Genomic DNA, 18,815 nt, shown 5'->3' with positions numbered 1-18,815 from the left:
TGCGACCTCCTGGTCCCAAACCAGGCGCTCTAGCCAAGCTGAGCCACACCCCGTCGCTTAACTAAAAGGCCTTATCCGTGACGCAAGATTCATTATATAGAAAGAGTTCCAATATGTCAACAACTTTTTTAAATTTTTTATTTTTATTTTTTCAACAGTTCACTCGTAGCTTACTGAGCACAGATTCCATGCTTGCATGAGGATCTGTGCACGGGAAGCTACGAAGGGAGCGGAGCGCCGCTCTATGAGCAAAAGGGAGCTGCGAAGCAGCGGAAAGCCTCGCAGAGGCGATTCATGACAATAGAATGTTCGCGGAGCGTGCATTCTATTGTATTGCGAATGGCGCTGTGCCTCGGCCTCTTACAAATAGCTCAGATGATAATGGGCATTGCCCTCCCGATCCAGCTCCATCAGGACATAGGACGGTCGTCTGCCCTCCTGCCGTGGGTAGGAAATGCTGCCCGGGTTGATTGCCGTCACGTTCGTCTGCGGATCTGTAAAAATCAACGGGCGGTGCGTATGTCCAAACATCACGATATCGACGCCCCGGCTCTCCGCTTCTTCCAGAATCGCTTCTGTCCCAACCGACACATAATAATGATGTCCATGGGTCAGCCAGACCCTATATTTGCCGATCTCAAATTCCTCTTCCTGTGCAAGATCCGTAAAAAAGTCGTTGTTTCCCGCTACCATATGCACCGGACAGCCTGCGATGCTTTTGATAAACGCTTCACTCCCCTCCACGTCCCCGCAGTGGATCAAAAGATCGATCTGTCCAACCATATCGAGCACCTGGGTCAGGTTCCCGTCTCTTCTGTGTGTATCACTGACGATCAGTATCTTCATCTGTTTTCTCCATCCGGCACCGCCCTATTTCTGCTCTTCCAACATCTTTTTCATCTGACGCAGCGCCTTTCCCCGGTGACTGATCGCATTTTTTTCCTCCGCGGAAAGCTCCGCCGTGGATTTATCATTTTCGTACAGATAAAAAATCGGGTCATATCCAAATCCGTTGCTGCCGCACTCTTCCCAGCCGATATAGCCCTCGATCGTTCCTCGCGTCACAAGACTGTTTCCGTCCGACAGGGCTGCTGCAATAGCACAGACAAAACGTGCTGTGCGCTTTTCTTTCGGGACGCCGTCCAGACGGCTGATGAGGTTGGCGTTTTTTTCACGGTAAGAGGTTTCATGCCCCATATAGCGCGCAGAATAAATGCCCGGCTCTCCGCCCAGCCAGTCGATTTCCAGTCCGGAATCATCCGCAAGCACAATAATTTCTTTCGCCGAAATCCTGCTGCAGCCCGGAATCCCGTTTTCCAGACACCAGTTTCGGATGCCCTCTGCCTTGATCTTTGCGTTTTCTTCAAAGGTTGTGCCGTTTTCTTCGATTTCCGTGTCGATGCCCGCGTCCTTTAACGACAGCACGTTCCATCCGGTTCCGTCCAGAATCTCCCGGATTTCTTTCATTTTCCCTGCATTTCCCGTTGCAAAAATGATCTGCTTCATCTTTTTGCCTGCCCTTCCTGCTTTGCTCTCTTCGGCGGTTTTGCCCCCTGATACTGATAAAAATAGGTCTTCATCATACCGTTGTAGATTTTGCGATTCTTGTCCGCCTTGCGCCCGATGTCCTGCTGTGCATTTTCATAAGAAGTAATCAGATACATCGACCAGTCATCCAGCTGTGCATAGCGTTCGCCAAGCGTCCGGTACAGCGCCGGAAGGTCCTTTTTATCCTCCAGACGTTCACCGTAGGGCGGATTCGTAATCAGGAAGCCGTATTTTTTCGGATGGGAAAGCTCTGCAACCGGTCTGCGCTGAAAATGGATCAGATGATCCACGCCTGCGAGTTTTGCATTTTCCCGTGCAATATTAACCATTTCAGCATCAATATCGTAACCCTGAATATCCGTCTTTACATCCAGATCGACCAGATCCTGCGCTTCGTCCGATGCGCGATACCAACATTTGCGGTCAATAAAATGTCCCCACTCTTCCGCGGTGAACTCCCGGTTCATGCCGGGCGCCATATTCGCCGCCATCATCGCTGCTTCGATAGGGATCGTGCCGCTTCCGCAGAACGGGTCTACCAAAATCCGATCCGCTTTCCAGGGCGTCAGCATAATCAAAGCCGCCGCAAGATTCTCCGCGATCGGAGCTTTTGCTGTCAGCTTGCGATAGCCTCTTTTATGTAAGGATTCCCCGGTCGTATCCAATCCCACAGTCACTTCATCTTTTTTCAGAAAAACCCGTACCGGGAACGGTGCTCCGGTCTCCGGAAACCAGCTGACCTTGTATACACCTTTCAAACGTTCTACCATCGCTTTTTTCATGATAGACTGAATATCCGACGGGCTGAACAGCTTGCTCTTTACACTGGCAGCCTTTGCCACCCAAAATTTTCCGTCCGCCGGGATGTAGCTTTCCCATTCCAGCGCTTTCGTGCCCTGAAACAGCTCTTCAAAGGTCTCCGCATGAAAGCTGCCGACCTTGATCAGCACACGCTCCGCCGTCCGCAGAAAAATATTGGCACGGCAGACCGCTTCCTCGTCGCCGAGAAACGTAATTCTGCCGTCCTCCACTTCGCTGATTTCATATCCAAGATCCGTGATTTCCCGTCGAAGAACCGCCTCCAGACCGAAATGACACGGTGCAATCAATTCCATTTTTCTCATTTTTTCTTCCATTTCTATCGGTGCACGGGCAGCATTACTCCGGCATTTATACCACGGCAGCTTTGCCTCGACATTTACGCGCAGGCATCCTTGCCCCGGCACCTTTTCTTTGATTTCTCGTTCTTTTTATTGTACGGGCATTTTCTGTGGACTGTCAAGGAAAACGCGCCGAAATTTCTTTCCACCCAAAAAGGAGCCGGCGCTCCCGGATTTTCATCCGTTCTGCACCGGCTTCTCTTTTCGTCTGCATCACAGCCTTCAAAGGCTCACTTACTGATTGTTCTTGTCCTTGCAGTCAGAAGTGCTTTCCTTGGTGCTGTTCTTGCTCTGGTTCTTCTGAGTATTTTCAGAATTATTCTTGTTGGTCTGTTTCTGTGTGTAATCGTTCTTGGCCATAGTGCCCTCCTGTTTTCGCCGCTTTTGTTTTCCATAAAATGCGGCAGATGATATTTGTCGCGCAAGAAAGGCTGTCCATCCCTGCTGCCATCACTGTCTCTCCTGCGTTTACAGACACTAGTATCAGCACCCTGCGGGTAAATTATACACACAGATTCTCCTGAAAAAAATTTTTATCCCCGGTCGGGGAATTTTTCCCCACGGCTGTCGTCCGCTCAGCACTTTTTCGGATCATAGGTTTCCTTTTCGCAGACCTCGTAAACATCCCGCCCCATTTTCTCTTCGAAATACCGCCGCAGTCCGATATGCGCGTCCCATTTTTCCTGCGGATAGAAGCCATAACGCCTTTTGACGTCCAACATCCGCTCTTCTATGTCAAGCACGCCCTCCGCTCCGGCAATACTGTCGCACAGCTGAACCAACCGGTCGTAATCATCGTAAACCGATTTTTCCAACTCTGTCCGGATCAGGGACAACTCGTCCTCCGAAACGTCACATTTTCCGATATATTCCTCCAGCGTCTGCGTCGCAAAGGAATGCGTCAGGCACACCTTCGCCACCTCGTCGCAGCCGATCTTCTTCATATAAGAATAGCCGTCCGAAACGTGTCCTAAATGTCTCACGCCAAATGTCCGCCCGATGTCGTGCAAAAGTCCCAGCACATACGCTTTTTCCGGATCAAGGTCACCACACGCGGCTGCAATTTTTTCCGCGCAATGCGCCGCCGTTTTGGAGTGGTCGCCCCACGGTCCGGGATTTTTCTGCAGTCCCTCCTGCAGCAGTTGTTCTGCTTTTTCTCTCGATGGAATCATAAGCTTCTCCCTCACTTCCTGTCATGGACAGTTTTTGTGAAAACCAGAATGTGTTCCGCACATTCTCGCGCCGAGGCGCGGTTGCTTCGACAATCATCTACCCTTGCTCCGAGTGCGCATCCTAGCGGAGCCTTTTTATCGTATAGAAAAAAGTTTCTTATACGATAAAAAACCGGAATGCTTTCACATTCCGGTTCCAGTCGCGTGCGCGAGAAGATTCGAACTCCCGACCTTCTGATCCGTAGTCAGACGCTCTATCCAGCTGAGCTACGCGCACATTTTTCTTGTTCAGGACTTCGTGTCCCTCACAACAAAAATTATTTTACCTTCTTTTCCTCGAATTGTCAACACTTTTTTTCAAAAACTTGAATCTTACCATAAAAAATGTTAGAATATCTTAAAAGAACGCGGAAAGTGCAGGCATTTCATCGACTGCATTTTTCCCAGAACGGAGACTATATTATGGAATTGAAACCTCAGCCAAAGCGCAACGGCTTTGCGACGTTTTCGCTGGTTCTCGCCATCGCTGCGCTCGCCAGCACCCTTACGATGACAATTGTCATTCCGATCTTTCTCGCGATCCTGTCCATCATGTTTGGGCTGTTGTCCCGAGGGAACACCTCCATGTCCAATCACGCCCTCGCAGGTGTCATCGTCGCCTGCAGTGCACTCCTCATCAATATTGCTGTCGGTGGGTTTTCTTTTTTTATTGTCTTTTCCAACTCCGATGCAAAACAGCAGTATTGGACAATGGTCAATGACACCTACGAGCAAATGACCGGTCTGACCTTTGACGAGATTCTGAACGAATACGGGATCGAACTTCCCGAAAGCTTACATGACTGAGAGGTAACCTACAAATGAATGATCAGACTACAACCACCGGCACAGCCTCCCCGTTAAAGAGGTCTGTCCTGAAGGGAAAAGCGCGCGCATCCCTGCTTGGACATTATATGCCGCTCTCCAGCGCCTTTCTTTCTCTCGCTATTTTGCAGTATATTATCACGGCTCCCTCCGGATTGATTCAGGTGCATCCGCCCTTTGGTACAATTTTGTATTATGCCGTCACCTTTGCCATCAGTGTTTTCTTTGGGATTTTCCAGGTCGGCATCACAGGACTGTTTCTGAGCAATTCCTGCCATCAGCCGGTCTATGCGGGCGGCATTTTCTCTGGCTTTTGGCATGAGCCGTTAAAGGCCATCCAGATTCAGCTCGTTTTGTCCCTGCTGTTATGTATCCCGGAAATCGTGCCGTCGCTTCTTTTCAGCCTGTACCTGCAATCCGGTCGCGTGAATATGGTTTATCTCTATGCTGCAGCAGGGATCAGCATCGTTTTCCTGCCCTTTGTGCTGTATGTAAAAACGCTGTATTCCCAGGTTTTCTTCATCATGCTGGACTTTCCCGAGCTGAGTGCAAAGGAATGCTTAAAACGCTCCAGGAGGCTCATGAAAGGCCACAAATGGCAGTATTTCCTCCTGATGGTAAGCTTCCTGCCCTGGCTAATGGGCGGGTTCTTAACCTGCGGCATCGGACTGCTGTATGTGTATCCTTATCAGAAGCAAACCTATGCCTACTTCTATCTTGAGCTGGTATCGTTAAAAAGCGCTGAAGCGTAAAAAACCGGACACCTACTTCCTGACTGATTGCTCAGCCGGGAGTCGGTGTCCGGTTTCTTTATACTCTTTTTATTCTTCCGTCGCTTTATCCTTTGTGTTGATCCACTTCAGATATGCGTTGATGAAGGGATCGAGGCCGCCGTCCAGTACGCCGTCTGCATTTGCAACCTCCTGATTTGTCCGAAGGTCCTTCACCAGCTTATAAGGCTGCAGGACATAGGAACGGATCTGGTTGCCCCATGCGATATCCTTGATCTCGCCACGGATGTCAGAAAGCTTCTCGGCGTTTTCTTCCTGCTTTAACAGATACAGCTTCGCCTTCAACATCTGCATCGCCTTATCCTTGTTCTGGAACTGAGAACGCTCATTCTGACACTGTACCACGATACCTGTCGGCAGATGCGTGATACGGATCGCAGAAGAGGTTTTGTTGATATGCTGACCGCCTGCACCGCTGCTTCGGTAGGTATCAATGCGCAGATCCTCCGGGTTGATCTCAATATCCAGATCTTCTTCGATATCCGGCATAACATCCAGAGATACGAAGGAGGTCTGGCGCTTTCCCTGGGCGTTGAAGGGGGAAATCCGGACAAGACGGTGTACGCCTTTTTCCGATTTCAGATAGCCGTAAGCGTTCTCGCCGTTTACCTGGAAGGTAACGGACTTGATGCCCGCTTCTTCGCCGTCCAGATAGTCCAGAACTTCCACGGAAAAGCCCTTTTTCTCCGCCCATCTGGTATACATACGGTACAGCATGCCGCACCAGTCGCAGCTCTCTGTGCCGCCTGCGCCCGCATTGAGCTTTAAGATCGCATTATCCTTATCATATTCGCCGGACAGCAGCGTGCTGATACGCAGCTCATCCAGCTCTTCGATAAACTCATCCAATTCGCCCCGGATTTCTTCTACCATATCCGGATCCTCTTCCTCGTGCCCCATCTCAATCAGGGTTTCGATATCGGAATACTGCGTTTCCAGCTTATTGCACAGCTCCGCAGTATCCTTTAAATTTTTGAGCTCTTTCATCTTGCGGTTGGAGGAATCCGGATCGTCCCAGAAGCCGGGTGCTTCCATTTCCATCTCCAGCTCTTCGATGCGCTTCTTTTTTCCTTCCAAATCCAGGGAATCCTTCACTTCATGAAGGGTATTTTCGTAGCTTTGCAGCTCGAACTTCATCTGATCTAATTCTACCATTGCCATAATATTCGTCCACCTTTACCGGTTCTTTCCGCAGCAGTTTTTGTATTTCTTACCGCTGCCGCAAGGACAGGGATCGTTCGGGTAAATCTTGACGCTTTCCCGCTTTGCAGGCCGTCTCGGACCGCTCTCGTCCTTATTGGTGCCGGTCACCTTTGCTACCTGTTCTCTTTCTACCTTCTGCTCGATGCGGATATGGCAGAGCACGCGGATCGTATCCTCCTTAATGCTCTCTGTCATATTTTCAAACATCTCATAGGCATTCATCTTGTATTCTACAAGCGGATCTCTCTGTCCATAGGCCTGCAGGCCGATACCCTGACGCAGCTGATCCATATCGTCGATGTGGTTCATCCACTTTCTGTCGATAACCTTTAACAGAACAACTCGCTCTGCCTCACGGATCATTTCGGGTTCAGGGAACTCTGCTTCTTTTGTTTCATAGAAACGAACGGCTTCTTCCTTGAGCTGCTGCTTTAAGCTGTCCTTTTTCGGCTTGGAAATCCGTTCCTTTGTGATCGGCTCAAGCGGAATGATCGGAAGCAGCAGAGAATTTAACTCCGCCAGGTTCCATTCTTCGGAATCGTTTTCTTCGCCGATGACCATATCCACCGTATTGTCTACGATATCAGTAATCATCTTGTAGATCACATCGCGCATGCTCTCTCCGTCCAGAACGCGGCGACGCTCCGCATAGATGATTTCACGCTGCTCGTTGTTGACCTGATCGTATTCCAACAAATTTTTACGGATACCGAAGTTGTTGCCCTCGATCTTCTTCTGTGCGTTTTCAATCGCCTTGGAAAGCATCTTGTGCTCGATTTCCTGACCTTCCGGAATGCCCAGCGCATTGAACATGCTGATCATCTTCTCGGAACCGAACAGTCTCATCAGATCGTCTTCCAGGGAAATATAGAATCTGGATTCACCGGGGTCTCCCTGACGACCGGAACGACCGCGCAGCTGATTGTCGATACGGCGGGATTCATGACGCTCGGTACCGATGATTTTCAGACCGCCTGCTGCCTTTGCTTCTTCATCCAGCTTGATATCCGTACCACGGCCTGCCATGTTGGTTGCAATGGTAACCGCACCGTGAATACCGGCGTCTGCAACAATTTCCGCTTCCAGCTCGTGGAACTTTGCATTCAGCACCTTATGCTGAATGCCTTCCCGGCGCAGCATGCCGGAAAGCTGTTCGGATGCTTCGATCGTAATCGTACCTACCAGAACCGGCTGTCCCTTTGCATGTGCTTCCTTGACCGCTTCCACGATGGCGTTAAGCTTTTCTTTCTTTGTCTTGTAAACCGCATCGTGCAGGTCTTTTCGGATAACCGGGCGATTGGTAGGAATCTCCACAACGTCCATTCCGTAAATATCTCTAAATTCCTTTTCCTCTGTCAGAGCGGTACCGGTCATGCCGGATTTTTTTTCAAATTTATTAAAGAAGTTCTGGAACGTGATGGTTGCCAGCGTCTTGCTTTCTCTTTTAACCTTAACGTGCTCTTTTGCTTCAATTGCCTGATGCAGACCGTCGGAATAGCGGCGTCCGGGCATGATACGTCCGGTAAATTCATCGACAATCAGAACCTGATCCTCTTTTACCACGTAGTCCTTATCGCGGTGCATCAGGTTGTGCGCACGCAGGGCGAGGATGATATTGTTCTGAATCTCGAGATTTTCGGGATCCGCAAGGTTTTCGATATGGAAGAATTTCTCAACCTTTTCGATACCCTCTGCAGTCAGGTTTACAACCTTATCCTTTTCATTTACAACGAAATCGCCGTTTTCTTCCTGCTCGATGCCCATGATCGCATCCATCTTGGAAAACTCGCCAACGTCATCGCCGCGTTTTAACTGTCTTGCCAAAATGTCACAGGCTTCGTACAGGCTGGTAGACTTTCCGCTCTGTCCGGAAATGATCAGAGGAGTTCTCGCTTCATCGATCAGGACAGAGTCCACTTCATCGATAATGGCATAGTGCAGATCACGCAGTACCAGCTGCTCCTTGTAAATCGCCATGTTGTCACGCAGATAATCAAAGCCCAGCTCGTTATTGGTGACATAAGTAATATCGCAGGCATATGCTGCCTTCCGCTCTTCCGGCTTCATGCTGTTTAATACAATGCCGACCTTTAAGCCCAGAAATTCATGAATCGCTCCCATCCACTCTGCGTCACGGGCTGCCAGGTAATCATTGACCGTTACAACGTGTACACCCTTACCCTCCAGCGCGTTTAAGTAAGCGGGAAGCGTGGATACCAGCGTCTTACCTTCACCGGTTTTCATTTCTGCGATACGTCCCTGATGCAGGATAATACCGCCGATCAACTGTACGCGGAAATGCTCCATGTTCAGGACACGACGTCCCGCTTCCCGAACCGTTGCATACGCTTCCGGCAAAAGGTCGTCTAAGGTCTCGCCCTGTGCCAGACGTGTTTTATATTCTTTCGTCTTATCTTTCAGCTGTTCATCCGTCAGCGCCATCATGTCGTCACGCAGAGACTCAATTTTATCCACGATCGGAAGGATTCGCTTTAACTCTCTTTCGCTGTGTGTACCAAAAACTTTTTCAATGACATTCATCCGTTATTCTCCATTCAAATGCGCCCGCCGGACGCCTTACTCCTGCCAAAACAGGGCAAAAAGAGCCCTCTTTGCCACGATAACTAAAAAACTAAAGGTTATTTTAACAGATTAAGCCCGAAAATGCAAGGCGCGCGCCCCTTTGGCAACAGGTTGTTACAGTTTTTTCACAAATTCTTAATATATGATTCCCGACTTTGTGACCCGCAAAAAAACTGCGGAAGCCTTTTTTGACCTCCGCAGTATCTTTTGATCCTTTCCTGCTGCCTTTTAGAAGATCGCAGGAATGTTCTGTATCAGCTTAATATTCTTTTGCAGCTTCTTCTCCACGGATAACGCGCAGACCACCCTGTGCCAGAGCCAGCAGCTCGTCCTCACCGGGATATACAGTGAACGGAGCGATCCAGCCAAGCTTTTCTTCCAGCATCTTCCTGGTAACAGGTGCATATGCAATACCGCCGGTCAGAATGATCTGATCAACCTTACCATTTAATACTGCTGCCATTGCACCAGCATCCTTGGAGATCTGATAGAAGAAGGCATCTCTTACCAGAGCGGCATATTCGTCACCCTCTTCTGCCATCTTCTGCATATCACGGAAATCGTTGGTGTGCAGATAAGCATTTAAGCCGCCGTTTCCGCAGATCTTTTTATAAACTTCCTTCTCCGTATATTTACCGGAATAGCACATTTTAACCAGATCGCCAACCGGAACGGTACCTGCTCTCTCCGGAGAGAATGCACCCTCACCGTCCAGGATGTTGTTTACATCTACAACCTTGCCCTGGCTGTGCGCACCAACAGAAACGCCGCCGCCCAGGTGGATTACGATCAGGTTCAGATCTTCGTATTTTACGCCGTGCTCTTTTGCATATCTTCTTGCAACAGCCTTCTGGTTCAGCGCATGGAAAATACTTCTTCTGGGAAGCTCAGGCATACCGGAAAGGCGCGCAACAGGCTCCAGCTCATCCACAACGACAGGATCTACGATATAAGAAGGAACACCGATCTCATCACCGATTTCCCGTGCAAGGATACCGCCTAAGTTAGAAGCATGCTGACCCTGTACACCCTTTTTCAGGTCTGCAAGCAGCTCATCGCTTACGGTATATGTGCCGCCCGGGATAGGCTTTAACAGACCGCCGCGACCTACGATCATATCGAAACTCTTAACATCGAAATCCTTTGCCTTCAGGAAGTCCAGGATAATGTTCTTTCTGAAATCCTTCTGGTCGATAATGGACGCATACTGTGCAATCTCTTCTGTGGAATGACGCAGTGTTTCTTCAAATAACAGGTTCTCATCCTCGAATACACCGATCTTGGTGGAGGTGGAACCGGGATTGATAATCAGACTCTTGATTGCCATATCTGTCTCCTTTTTGCAGCTTCCAGTTATGCTGCGAAATTATTTGTTTTTCTTTAAGCCTTCTGCTACAACCGCTGCCAGAGCGATGGAATTTACCTTGGTCTGGAAGGTATCGGAACGGCTGGTCAGGATTGCGGGAACCTGAGTACCGGTGAGGATACATCCGTTCTTTACCTCTGCAGTGTGTACCAGAGTCTTGTATACCAGGTTGCCGGCGTGGATATCAGGGAACAGCAGGATATCTGCATCGCCTTGGATCTTACGGTCAGTAGCGCCCTTATGCTTTGCAGCTTCCGGATCAATTGCCAGATCCATAGACAGAGGGCCATCTACGATACAGCCTGTGATCTTGCCTTCTTCGTTCATCTTGGTCAGCTCAGCAGCTTCAACGGTAACAGGCATCTTGGGGTTTACAACCTCAACTGCTGCCAGAGGAGCAACCTTCGGACACTCAATACCGCATGCATGTACAACCTCTACGGTATTTTCAATGATATGTACCTTATCTTCCAGGGTAGGATATGTCATAAATGCAACGTCTGTCAGGAACAACAGCTGCTTAATGCCTTTTACTTCAAAACAGCATACGTGGGACAGCGGTTTGCCGGTGCGCAGACCAACTTCCTTGTCCAGAATGCTCTTTAAGAAAGATTTGGTATCGATCAGACCTTTCATATACATGTCAGCAACGCCGTCATGTGCCAGCTTAACTGCCTTTAAAGCAGCCTGCCAGTGATCCGGCTCGTTGATGATTTCGTAAGGAGTCAGGTCGATATTTAAACCTGCAGCGATCTCGCGAATCTTTGCTTCATCACCAACCAGGATAGCATCTGCAAAGCCCTGTTTTCTTGCTTCTTCTACAGCTTCCAGAATCGGAGCATCTTCTGCTACAGCAACAGATACTTTCTTTTTGCCGTACTCTTTGACCTTGGAGATCAGTTCTTCAAAATTTGCACTCATCTTTCTACACCTCATTTTTTCTTCTGAAACCTGTGCGCGTCCACAAAACACGCACTTCACCATCCAAAATAATAACACTTACCCACTTGCGGGTCAAGCGATAATCTCCGCAAATACCGCATTTGCTGCCTTTGCAAGGTCCTCCGGAGTCAGTTCGATCTGCGATCCGATCCGTCCGCCGCTGACGATCATTGTCTGCAATGTCTGAGCACTGGCATCGATTACCGTTTTATACTGTTTTTTCATGCCGACTGCCGTACAGCCGCCGCGAATATAGCCGGTGATCTGGTTGATATCCTTTACATGGATCATCTCCAGAGATTTCTCTCCGACCGCTTTTGCCGCTTTCTTCAAATCCAGCTCCTCTGCCACCGGGATCACAAAGACAAAATAGGCCTTGCTGTGTCCCTGCGTTACCAGCGTCTTATAGACCTGCTCCGGTTTTAAGTTCAGCTTTTCCACGATCTGCATGCCGTCGATAAATTCGTCGCATTCGTAGGTATAATGGGTATACGGAATCTTCATCCGATCCAGAATCCGCATCGCGTTTGTTTTGATTTCTTTTTCTTTCGCCATATATTCTGTCATCCCTTTCCAGCGACAAGTATATCAAATTCGGGGATAGGATACAAGCCTGCGGCATACATGATCGCATTTTGGCACTGCTTTGCCTCCCCGTTATGGGCAACAGCGGTCACCTTGCCGCCACGAAAAAAGACCCGCCTCATCGACGGGTCTTTCCTGTATACATTCTATATACAATTTAGTTCTTTGCAGCCTTTGCTTCTTTGATCTTCTCGGTCAGAGCAGGCAGGATCTTGTTCAGATCGCCAACGATGCCGTAGTCAGCAACGTCGAAGATCGGAGCTGTCTCATCTTTGTTGATTGCAATGATGATGTCAGACTCTTCCATACCAGCCAGGTGCTGAATTGCACCGGAGATACCGATTGCAAAGTATACATGAGGACGAACGGTCTTACCGGTCTGTCCAACCTGCAGGTCTTTGGACTTCCAGCCAGCATCTACAACTGCACGGGAGCAGCTTACGGTACCGCCAAGAGCTTCTGCCAGATCATCCAGCAGTTTGAAGTTCTCTGCGCTGCCTACACCACGGCCGCCGGATACCAGGATCTTAGCGTCCATGATATCTTCTACGTCAGATACAGCCTTTACGATATCCAGGATCTCAACATATTTGTTGTTGGGAACGAATCCAGGATTGAACTCTTCGATAACAGCCTGTGCGCCTTCCACACGCTCAGCCTTCTGCATAACGCCAGGACGAACGGTAGCCATCTGAGGACGGAAGTTCGGACAAGCGATGGTAGCGATTGTGTTGCCGCCGAATGCAGGACGAGTCATCAGCAGCTGGTTGTGCAGCTGTTCTCTGCCCGGGATCGGGTTGATCGGGAAATCGCCGATTTCCAGCTGTGTGCAGTCTGCGGTCAGACCAGTGTGGATTCTTGCGGATACACGGGGACCTAAGTCACGGCCGATTGCTGTTGCGCCAACCAGCATGATTTCGGGTTTGTACTTCTTGATAACCTCAGCCAGTGCATGTGCATAAGGCTCGGTTCTGTACTCTTTTAATTCAGGATCATCTACAACGATGATTCTGTCTGCGCCGTACTCAGCCAGCTCTTTGGTAAGACTCATAACGTCGCTACCGATTAAAACTGCAGTTACTTCTGTGCCAAGATCCTTTGCCAGATCTTTTCCTTTACCCACCAGCTCCAGTGCAATACCGTTTAACTTGTTGTCTACCTGCTGTGCAAAGACAAATACGCCTTTATATTCTTCTAAGTTCATCTCATTCACCACGCTTTTCTATAATTTGTTAAATTACATGTTTGGTCAGTAACTTGTCCATAATATAGTCAACAGACTCTGCCGGATCAAGAGCAACCTTTTCGCCTGCGCCCTTACGAACCTTATCAGATGCCTTTGCGATCTGGGTCGGAGATCCCTTCAGACCAAGGTTGGAATCATCCACATCCTTTAAGTCTTTTCTGCCCCAAACGGTGATCTCTGCATCATAAGCATCGAAGATTCCGCCGGGAGTCATGTAACGGGGCTCGTTTAACTCTGCCAGTGCAGTAACCAGGCAGGGCATTTTTGCTTTCAGAACGTGATATCTGTCATCGTACTGACGCTCAACGATTATGGAATCGCCTTCAACCTTTAAGTTCTGAGCGTAGCTGATAACCGGAATATCCAGATGCTCAGAAATCTGAGGACCAACCTGTGCGGTATCGCCGTCGATTGCCTGACGTCCGGTAATGATCAGATCATACTCCAGATTACGCAGTGCACCTGCAATTGTCTGGGAAGTAGCCCATGTATCAGCGCCGCCCAGGACTCTGTCTGTTACCAGAATGCCCTTGTCTGCGCCCATAGCCAGAGCCTCACGCAGAACTTCTTCTGCCTTGGGAAGACCCATGGTCAGAACGGTAACTTCTGCGCCATACTGATCTTTTAAGCGAAGCGCTGCTTCCAGACCAGCCTTGTCATCGGGATTCATAATTGCCATCATGGCACTTCTGTCAAGAGTGCCGTCGGGATTGAACTTAACGCCGCCCTTGGTATCGGGTACCTGTTTGATACAAACAACGATTTTCATTGTATGATTCACTCCTTATTTTAATTTGTCTATTGCCTGCAAAGTTCTTTACTTTGTATGGATTATTTCAGCAGAGCGCCGGAGATAACCATTCTCTGAACTTCGCTGGTACCTTCGTAGATCTCAGTGATCTTCGCATCGCGCATCATACGTTCTACTTCGTACTCTCTGGTGTAACCATAGCCGCCGTGCAGCTGTACAGCCTTGGTGGTAACTTCCATAGCAACTTCTGCAGCGTACAATTTTGCCTTTGCAGCTTCTACGGAGTAGGTCTTCTGAGTAGCCTTTGCCATAGCAGCCTTGTAAACCAGAAGCTGAGCAGCCTCAACCTTGGTTGCCATATCAGCCAGCTGGAACTGTGTATTCTGGAATGCACCGATCGCACGGCCAAACTGCTTTCTTTCTTTTACATATGCAACGGTTCTCTCAAGAGCACCCTCTGCAATACCCAGAGCCTGAGAAGCGATACCGATACGGCCGCCATCCAGAGTATGCATAGCGATGTTGAAGCCCTTGCCCTGCTGACCCAGCAGATTTTCCTTGGGGATACGGCAATCCTGGAAGATCAGTTCGTATGTGGAAGAACCACGGATACCCATCTTCTTCTCTTTGGTACCGAATGTGAAGCCGGGAGTTCCTTTCTCTACGATAAATGCAGAGATTTCTTTCATCTTGCGGCCGCGCTTTTCAACAACACCGGTTACAGCGAAGATAACGTAAACGTCAGCTTCCTTACCGTTTGTGATGAAGCACTTGGAACCGTTTAATACCCACTCATCGCCGTCTAAAACAGCCTTGGTCTGCTGACCCTGAGCATCTGTACCAGCACCGGGCTCCGTTAAGCCGAACGCACCCAGCTTTTCACCTTTTGCAAGGGGAACCAGGAATTTCTGCTTCTGCTCTTCTGTACCGAATGTCATGATCGGATCGCAGCAAAGAGAGGTATGCGCAGAAACGATAACGCCTGTGGTGCCGCAAACCTTGGAAAGCTCCTCTACACACATAGCGTAGGTCAGAGGATCACAGCCCTGTCCGCCGTATTCCTTCGGTACCGGGATACCCATGAAACCAGCTTTGATCATTTTGTCAACAGTCACTCTGGGGAATTCTTCGGTCTCATCAACCTCAATTGCCAGAGGCTTTACTTCCTTCTCGGCGAAATCTCTGAAAAGCTGTCTCGCCATCTCATGCTTTTTGTCCAAAGTAAAATCCATGATTTTATATTCCTCCTTGTGAGCTTGCGGCTGTCTTGATCAGGCAGCCGCCTCACTCCTATTATTATTTATTTCGTGTAGTCGTAAAAGCCCTTGCCGGTCTTCTGTCCAAGCTGTCCGCCGCGAACCATCTTTCTCAGAAGGGGATGAGGACGATACTTCGGATCGCCAGTCTCGGATTCCAGAACTTCCATGATAGCCAGTACGATATCCAGACCGATCAGGTCGCCCAGAGCCAGAGGTCCCATGGGATGGTTTGCACCCAGCTTCATAGCGGTATCGATATCTTCTACGCTTGCAACGCCATCTGCATAGATACCAACTGCTTCGTTGATCATCGGAACAAGGATTCTGTTTACAACGAAACCAGCTGCTTCATTTACCTGTACAGGAGTCTTGCCGATCTCAACGGAGATTGCTTTGATCTTTTCCACAACCTCTTCAGGAGTGTTCAGACCTGCAATAACCTCAACCAGCTTCATAACAGGAGCGGGATTGAAGAAGTGCATGCCGATAACCGGACGATCCAGGCCAGCGCCGATCTCTGTAATGGACAGAGAGGATGTGTTGGTAGCAAAGATGCAGTCTGCCTTGCAGATGTCCTGCAGCTCTTTGAATGTCTGCTTCTTGATCTGCATGTTTTCCAGAGCAGCTTCTACAACCAGATCGCAATCTGTGCAGATGGTCTTAACGCCTGTTGTGATCTTAGCCAGAACAGCGTCAGCAGCTTCCTGAGTCATTTTGCCTTTTGCAATTCTCTTCTCAAAGCCCTTTGCAATTTTCTTCTTGCCGTTTGCAGCGAACTCTTCGTTGATATCGCAAAGAAATACTTCATAGCCTTCGGTCTGAGCGAAAGCCTGTGCGATGCCGGAACCCATTGTGCCGGCGCCAATAATACCTACCTTCATGATGTTATCCTCCTGATTTTTTATTAAAAACCTTAAAAGGTTGTTGCCTTAGCAGTTTTTGAAAGGCTCTTTTACTTTTTCCTTATTTTTGTCCAGGAAAAATGCCATGCCATACTTCTGATCTTCTGTCTCGAAGCAGTCACCAAAGAGTTTCTCTTCGATCACGATCGCCTGATCCATATCAACCTGCAGTCCTTCGTTGATGGCTTTCTTGCAGTTGCGGACAGCGATGGGCGCATTTTTAGCGATGCCGGCAGCCATCTTCTCAGCAGCGGGAAGCAGCTCTTCCTGGGGATATACAGCATTTACAAGACCGATGCGGAATGCTTCGGGAGCCTTGATATTGCGTGCGGTGTAGATCAGCTGTTTTGCCATGCCTGCACCAACCAGACGAGCCAGTCTCTGTGTGCCGCCGAATCCGGGAGTGATGCCCAGACCAACCTCCGGCTGACCAAATACAGCATTCTCAGAGCAGATACGGATATCACAGCTCATAGAGATCTCACAGCCGCCGCCCAGTGCAAAGCCGTTTACTGCAGCGATAACCGGGATCGGGAATGTTTCCAGTTTACGGAATACATCGTTGCCCTTCTTGCCGAATGCTTCGCCCTCTGCCTTGGTCAGAGTGCTCATCTCAGCGATATCAGCGCCTGCTACGAAAGATTTCTGTCCTGCACCGGTCAGAATCAGACATCTTACCTGATCCAGATCAACACTGTCCAGAGTCTTATCCAGTTCATCAAGAACTGCAGAATTCAGGGCGTTCAGTGCTTTTTCACGATTGATCGTGATGATCGCGTACTGACCTTTCTGTTCATACAATACGAATTCCATGATCTTCCTCCTGATGTTTTTTTACATAGTTTGGAGAATGTCTTCTCTTATTATGGAATGGCTGCCTGATCCTGGTAACCATCGTCCTGTTCGTGAAGGCATTCTCCGAAAACGGGTGTCTTGCACCCAGAAAATGAACTTAGTCTCTTTCTACTACAGTAGCGCAGCCCATGCCGCCGCCGATACACAGAGTAGCCAGACCCTTCTTCGCATCCTTAGCTTCCATCTCATGCAGCAGAGTAACCAGAATACGGCAGCCAGATGCACCTACCGGATGACCCAGAGCGATTGCACCGCCGTTGGGGTTTAACTGCTCATCTGTAAAGCCCAGCTCCTTCTGTACTGCTACAGACTGTGCTGCGAAAGCTTCATTTGCTTCGATCACATCGAAGTCTTCGATCTTCATGCCGGTTCTTGCCATAACCTTCTTGGTAGCAGCAACAGGACCGATACCCATGATTTCAGGAGCAACACCAGCCAGAGCGCCAGCTACCCATGTAGCCATAGGCTTAACGCCCAGCTCTTTTGCCTTTTCTTCGCTCATAACAACGATTGCAGCAGCGCCGTCGTTAATACCGGAAGAGTTCGCTGCAGTTACAATACCGTCTTTCTTGAATGCAGGGCGAAGTTTTGCAATGCTTTCAGCGGTGGTACCCGGACGAGGGCCTTCATCCTTAGCAAATACGATAGTCTCTTTCTTCTTCTTAACTTCTACAGGAACGATTTCCTTATCGAAAGCACCGGATTCCTGAGCAGCTACAGCCTTCTGCTGAGAGGCTGCAGCAAACTTATCCAGCTCTTCTCTGGTCAGACCCCATTTTTCGCAGATGTTCTCTGCAGTAATACCCATATGATAATCATTGAACGCATCCCACAGAGCGTCATGAACCATGGTATCAACCAGCTTGCCATCGTTCATTCTGTAGCCGTAACGACCCTGCATAACTGCGTAAGGAGCCATAGACATGTTTTCCATACCGCCTGCTACTACGATATCCGCATCGCCAGCAGCGATCATTTCTGCAGCCATGTTGACACAGTTCAGACCGGAACCACATACAACGTTAATCGTAACTGCAGGAGTCTCGATCGGCAGACCAGCCTTGATGGATGCCTGACGAGCAACGTTCTGTCCCTGTCCTGCCTGGATTACGCAGCCCATATATACCTGATCTACCTGATCAGCAGGAACACCTGCACGGTTCAGTGCCTCTTTAATTACGATAGCGCCCAGGTCAGTTGCCGGTGTAGTGCTGAGTGTTCCACCCATTACGCCGATAGCTGTACGGCAAGCACCTGCTAATACAATTTTCTTAGCCATGTCTTTTCCTCCATTTGAATCAATCGCCTAATTTCGGGCTTATTTTTATTTGTTAATTTTTTATCATTGCCCGCTGTGAATATTATAACATAAGGGTGTTTTTAGGGCAATACCTAATCGTAAGCATTTCTGTAGGATTTTACGCAGGGCACAGAGCAGCCTGTTTGGTTCCACGAGTGAACTGGAATAACAAAAAAGACAGGTTTTTCACCTGTCTTCCTTTTCTCATACCTTCAAAACTGAACACTGAAATTCTCTTTTGTATCTTCTACATCCATTCCCAACCTGTCAGGATAAGCCCTCGACCGA

The 18,815-nt window shown here is 49.0% G+C and carries 18 protein-coding genes and 1 tRNA gene; 2 read left to right on the top strand and 17 right to left on the bottom strand.

Annotated features, from left to right (window positions below; all coding sequences use genetic code 11):
- Positions 1 to 360 precede the first annotated feature (360 nt).
- The 6 genes from ACLTOQ_RS15905 to ACLTOQ_RS15880 form a co-directional block, all read right to left on the bottom strand.
- Positions 361 to 846, bottom strand: coding sequence for a metallophosphoesterase family protein (locus tag ACLTOQ_RS15905; RefSeq protein WP_021914448.1), 486 nt, complete (start codon positions 844 to 846; stop codon positions 361 to 363).
- 24 nt (positions 847 to 870) lie between these two features.
- Positions 871 to 1,506: an RdgB/HAM1 family non-canonical purine NTP pyrophosphatase gene (rdgB, locus tag ACLTOQ_RS15900; RefSeq protein ID WP_308728472.1), complete on the bottom strand. Its 636-nt coding sequence runs from the start codon at positions 1,504 to 1,506 to the stop codon at positions 871 to 873.
- Entirely contained in the window at positions 1,503 to 2,672 is a 1,170-nt protein-coding gene (locus ACLTOQ_RS15895; RefSeq protein ID WP_412319920.1) for a THUMP domain-containing class I SAM-dependent RNA methyltransferase, read from the bottom strand. Before ACLTOQ_RS15895 ends, rdgB begins: the two co-directional genes overlap by 4 nt.
- 270 nt (positions 2,673 to 2,942) lie before the next feature.
- The gene (locus ACLTOQ_RS15890) at positions 2,943 to 3,068 is read right to left on the bottom strand and encodes a hypothetical protein (protein WP_021914445.1); all 126 of its coding nucleotides are present in this window, start codon (positions 3,066 to 3,068) and stop codon (positions 2,943 to 2,945) included.
- 215 nt (positions 3,069 to 3,283) lie between these two features.
- Positions 3,284 to 3,880: an HD domain-containing protein gene (locus ACLTOQ_RS15885; RefSeq protein WP_337673075.1), complete on the bottom strand. Its 597-nt coding sequence runs from the start codon at positions 3,878 to 3,880 to the stop codon at positions 3,284 to 3,286.
- A gap of 203 nt (positions 3,881 to 4,083) precedes the next feature.
- Positions 4,084 to 4,157 (bottom strand) — tRNA-Arg (locus tag ACLTOQ_RS15880).
- A gap of 185 nt (positions 4,158 to 4,342) precedes the next feature.
- On the opposite strand from ACLTOQ_RS15880, the gene ACLTOQ_RS15875 reads away from it, so the two are divergent.
- Positions 4,343 to 4,726: a hypothetical protein gene (locus tag ACLTOQ_RS15875; protein WP_117962092.1), complete on the top strand. Its 384-nt coding sequence runs from the start codon at positions 4,343 to 4,345 to the stop codon at positions 4,724 to 4,726.
- A gap of 14 nt (positions 4,727 to 4,740) precedes the next feature.
- Positions 4,741 to 5,496, top strand: a complete 756-nt coding sequence (locus ACLTOQ_RS15870; protein ID WP_412287946.1) for a DUF975 family protein — start codon at positions 4,741 to 4,743, stop codon at positions 5,494 to 5,496.
- Positions 5,497 to 5,565: 69 nt separating this feature from the next.
- On the opposite strand, the gene prfB is transcribed toward ACLTOQ_RS15870, so the two are convergent.
- From prfB to ACLTOQ_RS15815, 11 genes are all read right to left on the bottom strand, one after another.
- Positions 5,566 to 6,690 carry a peptide chain release factor 2 gene (gene prfB, locus ACLTOQ_RS15865; protein ID WP_117962106.1) on the bottom strand — a complete coding sequence of 375 codons (1,125 nt, stop codon included), beginning with the start codon at positions 6,688 to 6,690 and terminating at the stop codon, positions 5,566 to 5,568.
- A gap of 21 nt (positions 6,691 to 6,711) precedes the next feature.
- A complete protein-coding gene (gene secA, locus ACLTOQ_RS15860) occupies positions 6,712 to 9,279 on the bottom strand; it encodes a preprotein translocase subunit SecA (protein WP_118763677.1) in 2,568 nt (855 codons plus the stop codon).
- 301 nt (positions 9,280 to 9,580) lie between these two features.
- Entirely contained in the window at positions 9,581 to 10,648 is a 1,068-nt protein-coding gene (buk, locus tag ACLTOQ_RS15855) for a butyrate kinase (protein ID WP_021914439.1), read from the bottom strand.
- Positions 10,649 to 10,687: 39 nt separating this feature from the next.
- A complete protein-coding gene (gene ptb, locus ACLTOQ_RS15850; RefSeq protein WP_021914438.1) occupies positions 10,688 to 11,608 on the bottom strand; it encodes a phosphate butyryltransferase in 921 nt (306 codons plus the stop codon).
- Between the two features lie 93 nt (positions 11,609 to 11,701).
- Positions 11,702 to 12,184 (bottom strand): Cys-tRNA(Pro) deacylase, encoded by a 483-nt coding sequence (gene ybaK, locus ACLTOQ_RS15845; RefSeq protein WP_117962111.1) that lies wholly within the window; start codon positions 12,182 to 12,184, stop codon positions 11,702 to 11,704.
- Between the two features lie 187 nt (positions 12,185 to 12,371).
- A complete protein-coding gene (locus tag ACLTOQ_RS15840) occupies positions 12,372 to 13,418 on the bottom strand; it encodes an electron transfer flavoprotein subunit alpha/FixB family protein (RefSeq protein WP_021914436.1) in 1,047 nt (348 codons plus the stop codon).
- Between the two features lie 28 nt (positions 13,419 to 13,446).
- A complete protein-coding gene (locus ACLTOQ_RS15835; RefSeq protein WP_412319918.1) occupies positions 13,447 to 14,229 on the bottom strand; it encodes an electron transfer flavoprotein subunit beta/FixA family protein in 783 nt (260 codons plus the stop codon).
- A 62-nt stretch (positions 14,230 to 14,291) separates the two neighbouring features.
- The gene (locus ACLTOQ_RS15830; RefSeq protein WP_021914434.1) at positions 14,292 to 15,443 is read right to left on the bottom strand and encodes an acyl-CoA dehydrogenase; all 1,152 of its coding nucleotides are present in this window, start codon (positions 15,441 to 15,443) and stop codon (positions 14,292 to 14,294) included.
- A gap of 68 nt (positions 15,444 to 15,511) precedes the next feature.
- Positions 15,512 to 16,351: a 3-hydroxybutyryl-CoA dehydrogenase gene (locus tag ACLTOQ_RS15825; protein WP_021914433.1), complete on the bottom strand. Its 840-nt coding sequence runs from the start codon at positions 16,349 to 16,351 to the stop codon at positions 15,512 to 15,514.
- A 48-nt stretch (positions 16,352 to 16,399) separates the two neighbouring features.
- Positions 16,400 to 17,185: an enoyl-CoA hydratase-related protein gene (locus tag ACLTOQ_RS15820; RefSeq protein WP_021914432.1), complete on the bottom strand. Its 786-nt coding sequence runs from the start codon at positions 17,183 to 17,185 to the stop codon at positions 16,400 to 16,402.
- Between the two features lie 139 nt (positions 17,186 to 17,324).
- A complete protein-coding gene (locus ACLTOQ_RS15815) occupies positions 17,325 to 18,506 on the bottom strand; it encodes an acetyl-CoA C-acetyltransferase (RefSeq protein WP_337562349.1) in 1,182 nt (393 codons plus the stop codon).
- Positions 18,507 to 18,815: the final 309 nt, after the last annotated feature.

The organism is Gallintestinimicrobium sp. (assembly GCF_046968865.1).
Classification (GTDB): domain Bacteria; phylum Bacillota; class Clostridia; order Lachnospirales; family Lachnospiraceae; genus Gallintestinimicrobium; species Gallintestinimicrobium propionicum.
The sequence above is the reverse complement of the archived record's forward strand: the minus strand, read 5'-3'. Positions and strand labels throughout refer to the sequence as shown.

Excerpts from the sequence above, each read along its gene's own strand:
- ACLTOQ_RS15905 (WP_021914448.1), bottom strand. The coding sequence starts at position 846 with ATGAAGATACTGATCGTCAGTGATACACACAGAAGAGACGGGAACCTG.
- rdgB (WP_308728472.1), bottom strand. The coding sequence starts at position 1,506 with ATGAAGCAGATCATTTTTGCAACGGGAAATGCAGGGAAAATGAAAGAA.
- ACLTOQ_RS15895 (WP_412319920.1), bottom strand. The coding sequence starts at position 2,672 with ATGAGAAAAATGGAATTGATTGCACCGTGTCATTTCGGTCTGGAGGCG.
- ACLTOQ_RS15890 (WP_021914445.1), bottom strand. The coding sequence starts at position 3,068 with ATGGCCAAGAACGATTACACACAGAAACAGACCAACAAGAATAATTCT.
- ACLTOQ_RS15885 (WP_337673075.1), bottom strand. The coding sequence starts at position 3,880 with ATGATTCCATCGAGAGAAAAAGCAGAACAACTGCTGCAGGAGGGACTG.
- ACLTOQ_RS15875 (WP_117962092.1), top strand. The coding sequence starts at position 4,343 with ATGGAATTGAAACCTCAGCCAAAGCGCAACGGCTTTGCGACGTTTTCG.
- ACLTOQ_RS15870 (WP_412287946.1), top strand. The coding sequence starts at position 4,741 with ATGAATGATCAGACTACAACCACCGGCACAGCCTCCCCGTTAAAGAGG.
- prfB (WP_117962106.1), bottom strand. The coding sequence starts at position 6,690 with ATGGTAGAATTAGATCAGATGAAGTTCGAGCTGCAAAGCTACGAAAAT.
- secA (WP_118763677.1), bottom strand. The coding sequence starts at position 9,279 with ATGAATGTCATTGAAAAAGTTTTTGGTACACACAGCGAAAGAGAGTTA.
- buk (WP_021914439.1), bottom strand. The coding sequence starts at position 10,648 with ATGGCAATCAAGAGTCTGATTATCAATCCCGGTTCCACCTCCACCAAG.
- ptb (WP_021914438.1), bottom strand. The coding sequence starts at position 11,608 with ATGAGTGCAAATTTTGAAGAACTGATCTCCAAGGTCAAAGAGTACGGC.
- ybaK (WP_117962111.1), bottom strand. The coding sequence starts at position 12,184 with ATGGCGAAAGAAAAAGAAATCAAAACAAACGCGATGCGGATTCTGGAT.
- ACLTOQ_RS15840 (WP_021914436.1), bottom strand. The coding sequence starts at position 13,418 with ATGAACTTAGAAGAATATAAAGGCGTATTTGTCTTTGCACAGCAGGTA.
- ACLTOQ_RS15835 (WP_412319918.1), bottom strand. The coding sequence starts at position 14,229 with ATGAAAATCGTTGTTTGTATCAAACAGGTACCCGATACCAAGGGCGGC.
- ACLTOQ_RS15830 (WP_021914434.1), bottom strand. The coding sequence starts at position 15,443 with ATGGATTTTACTTTGGACAAAAAGCATGAGATGGCGAGACAGCTTTTC.
- ACLTOQ_RS15825 (WP_021914433.1), bottom strand. The coding sequence starts at position 16,351 with ATGAAGGTAGGTATTATTGGCGCCGGCACAATGGGTTCCGGCATCGCA.
- ACLTOQ_RS15820 (WP_021914432.1), bottom strand. The coding sequence starts at position 17,185 with ATGGAATTCGTATTGTATGAACAGAAAGGTCAGTACGCGATCATCACG.
- ACLTOQ_RS15815 (WP_337562349.1), bottom strand. The coding sequence starts at position 18,506 with ATGGCTAAGAAAATTGTATTAGCAGGTGCTTGCCGTACAGCTATCGGC.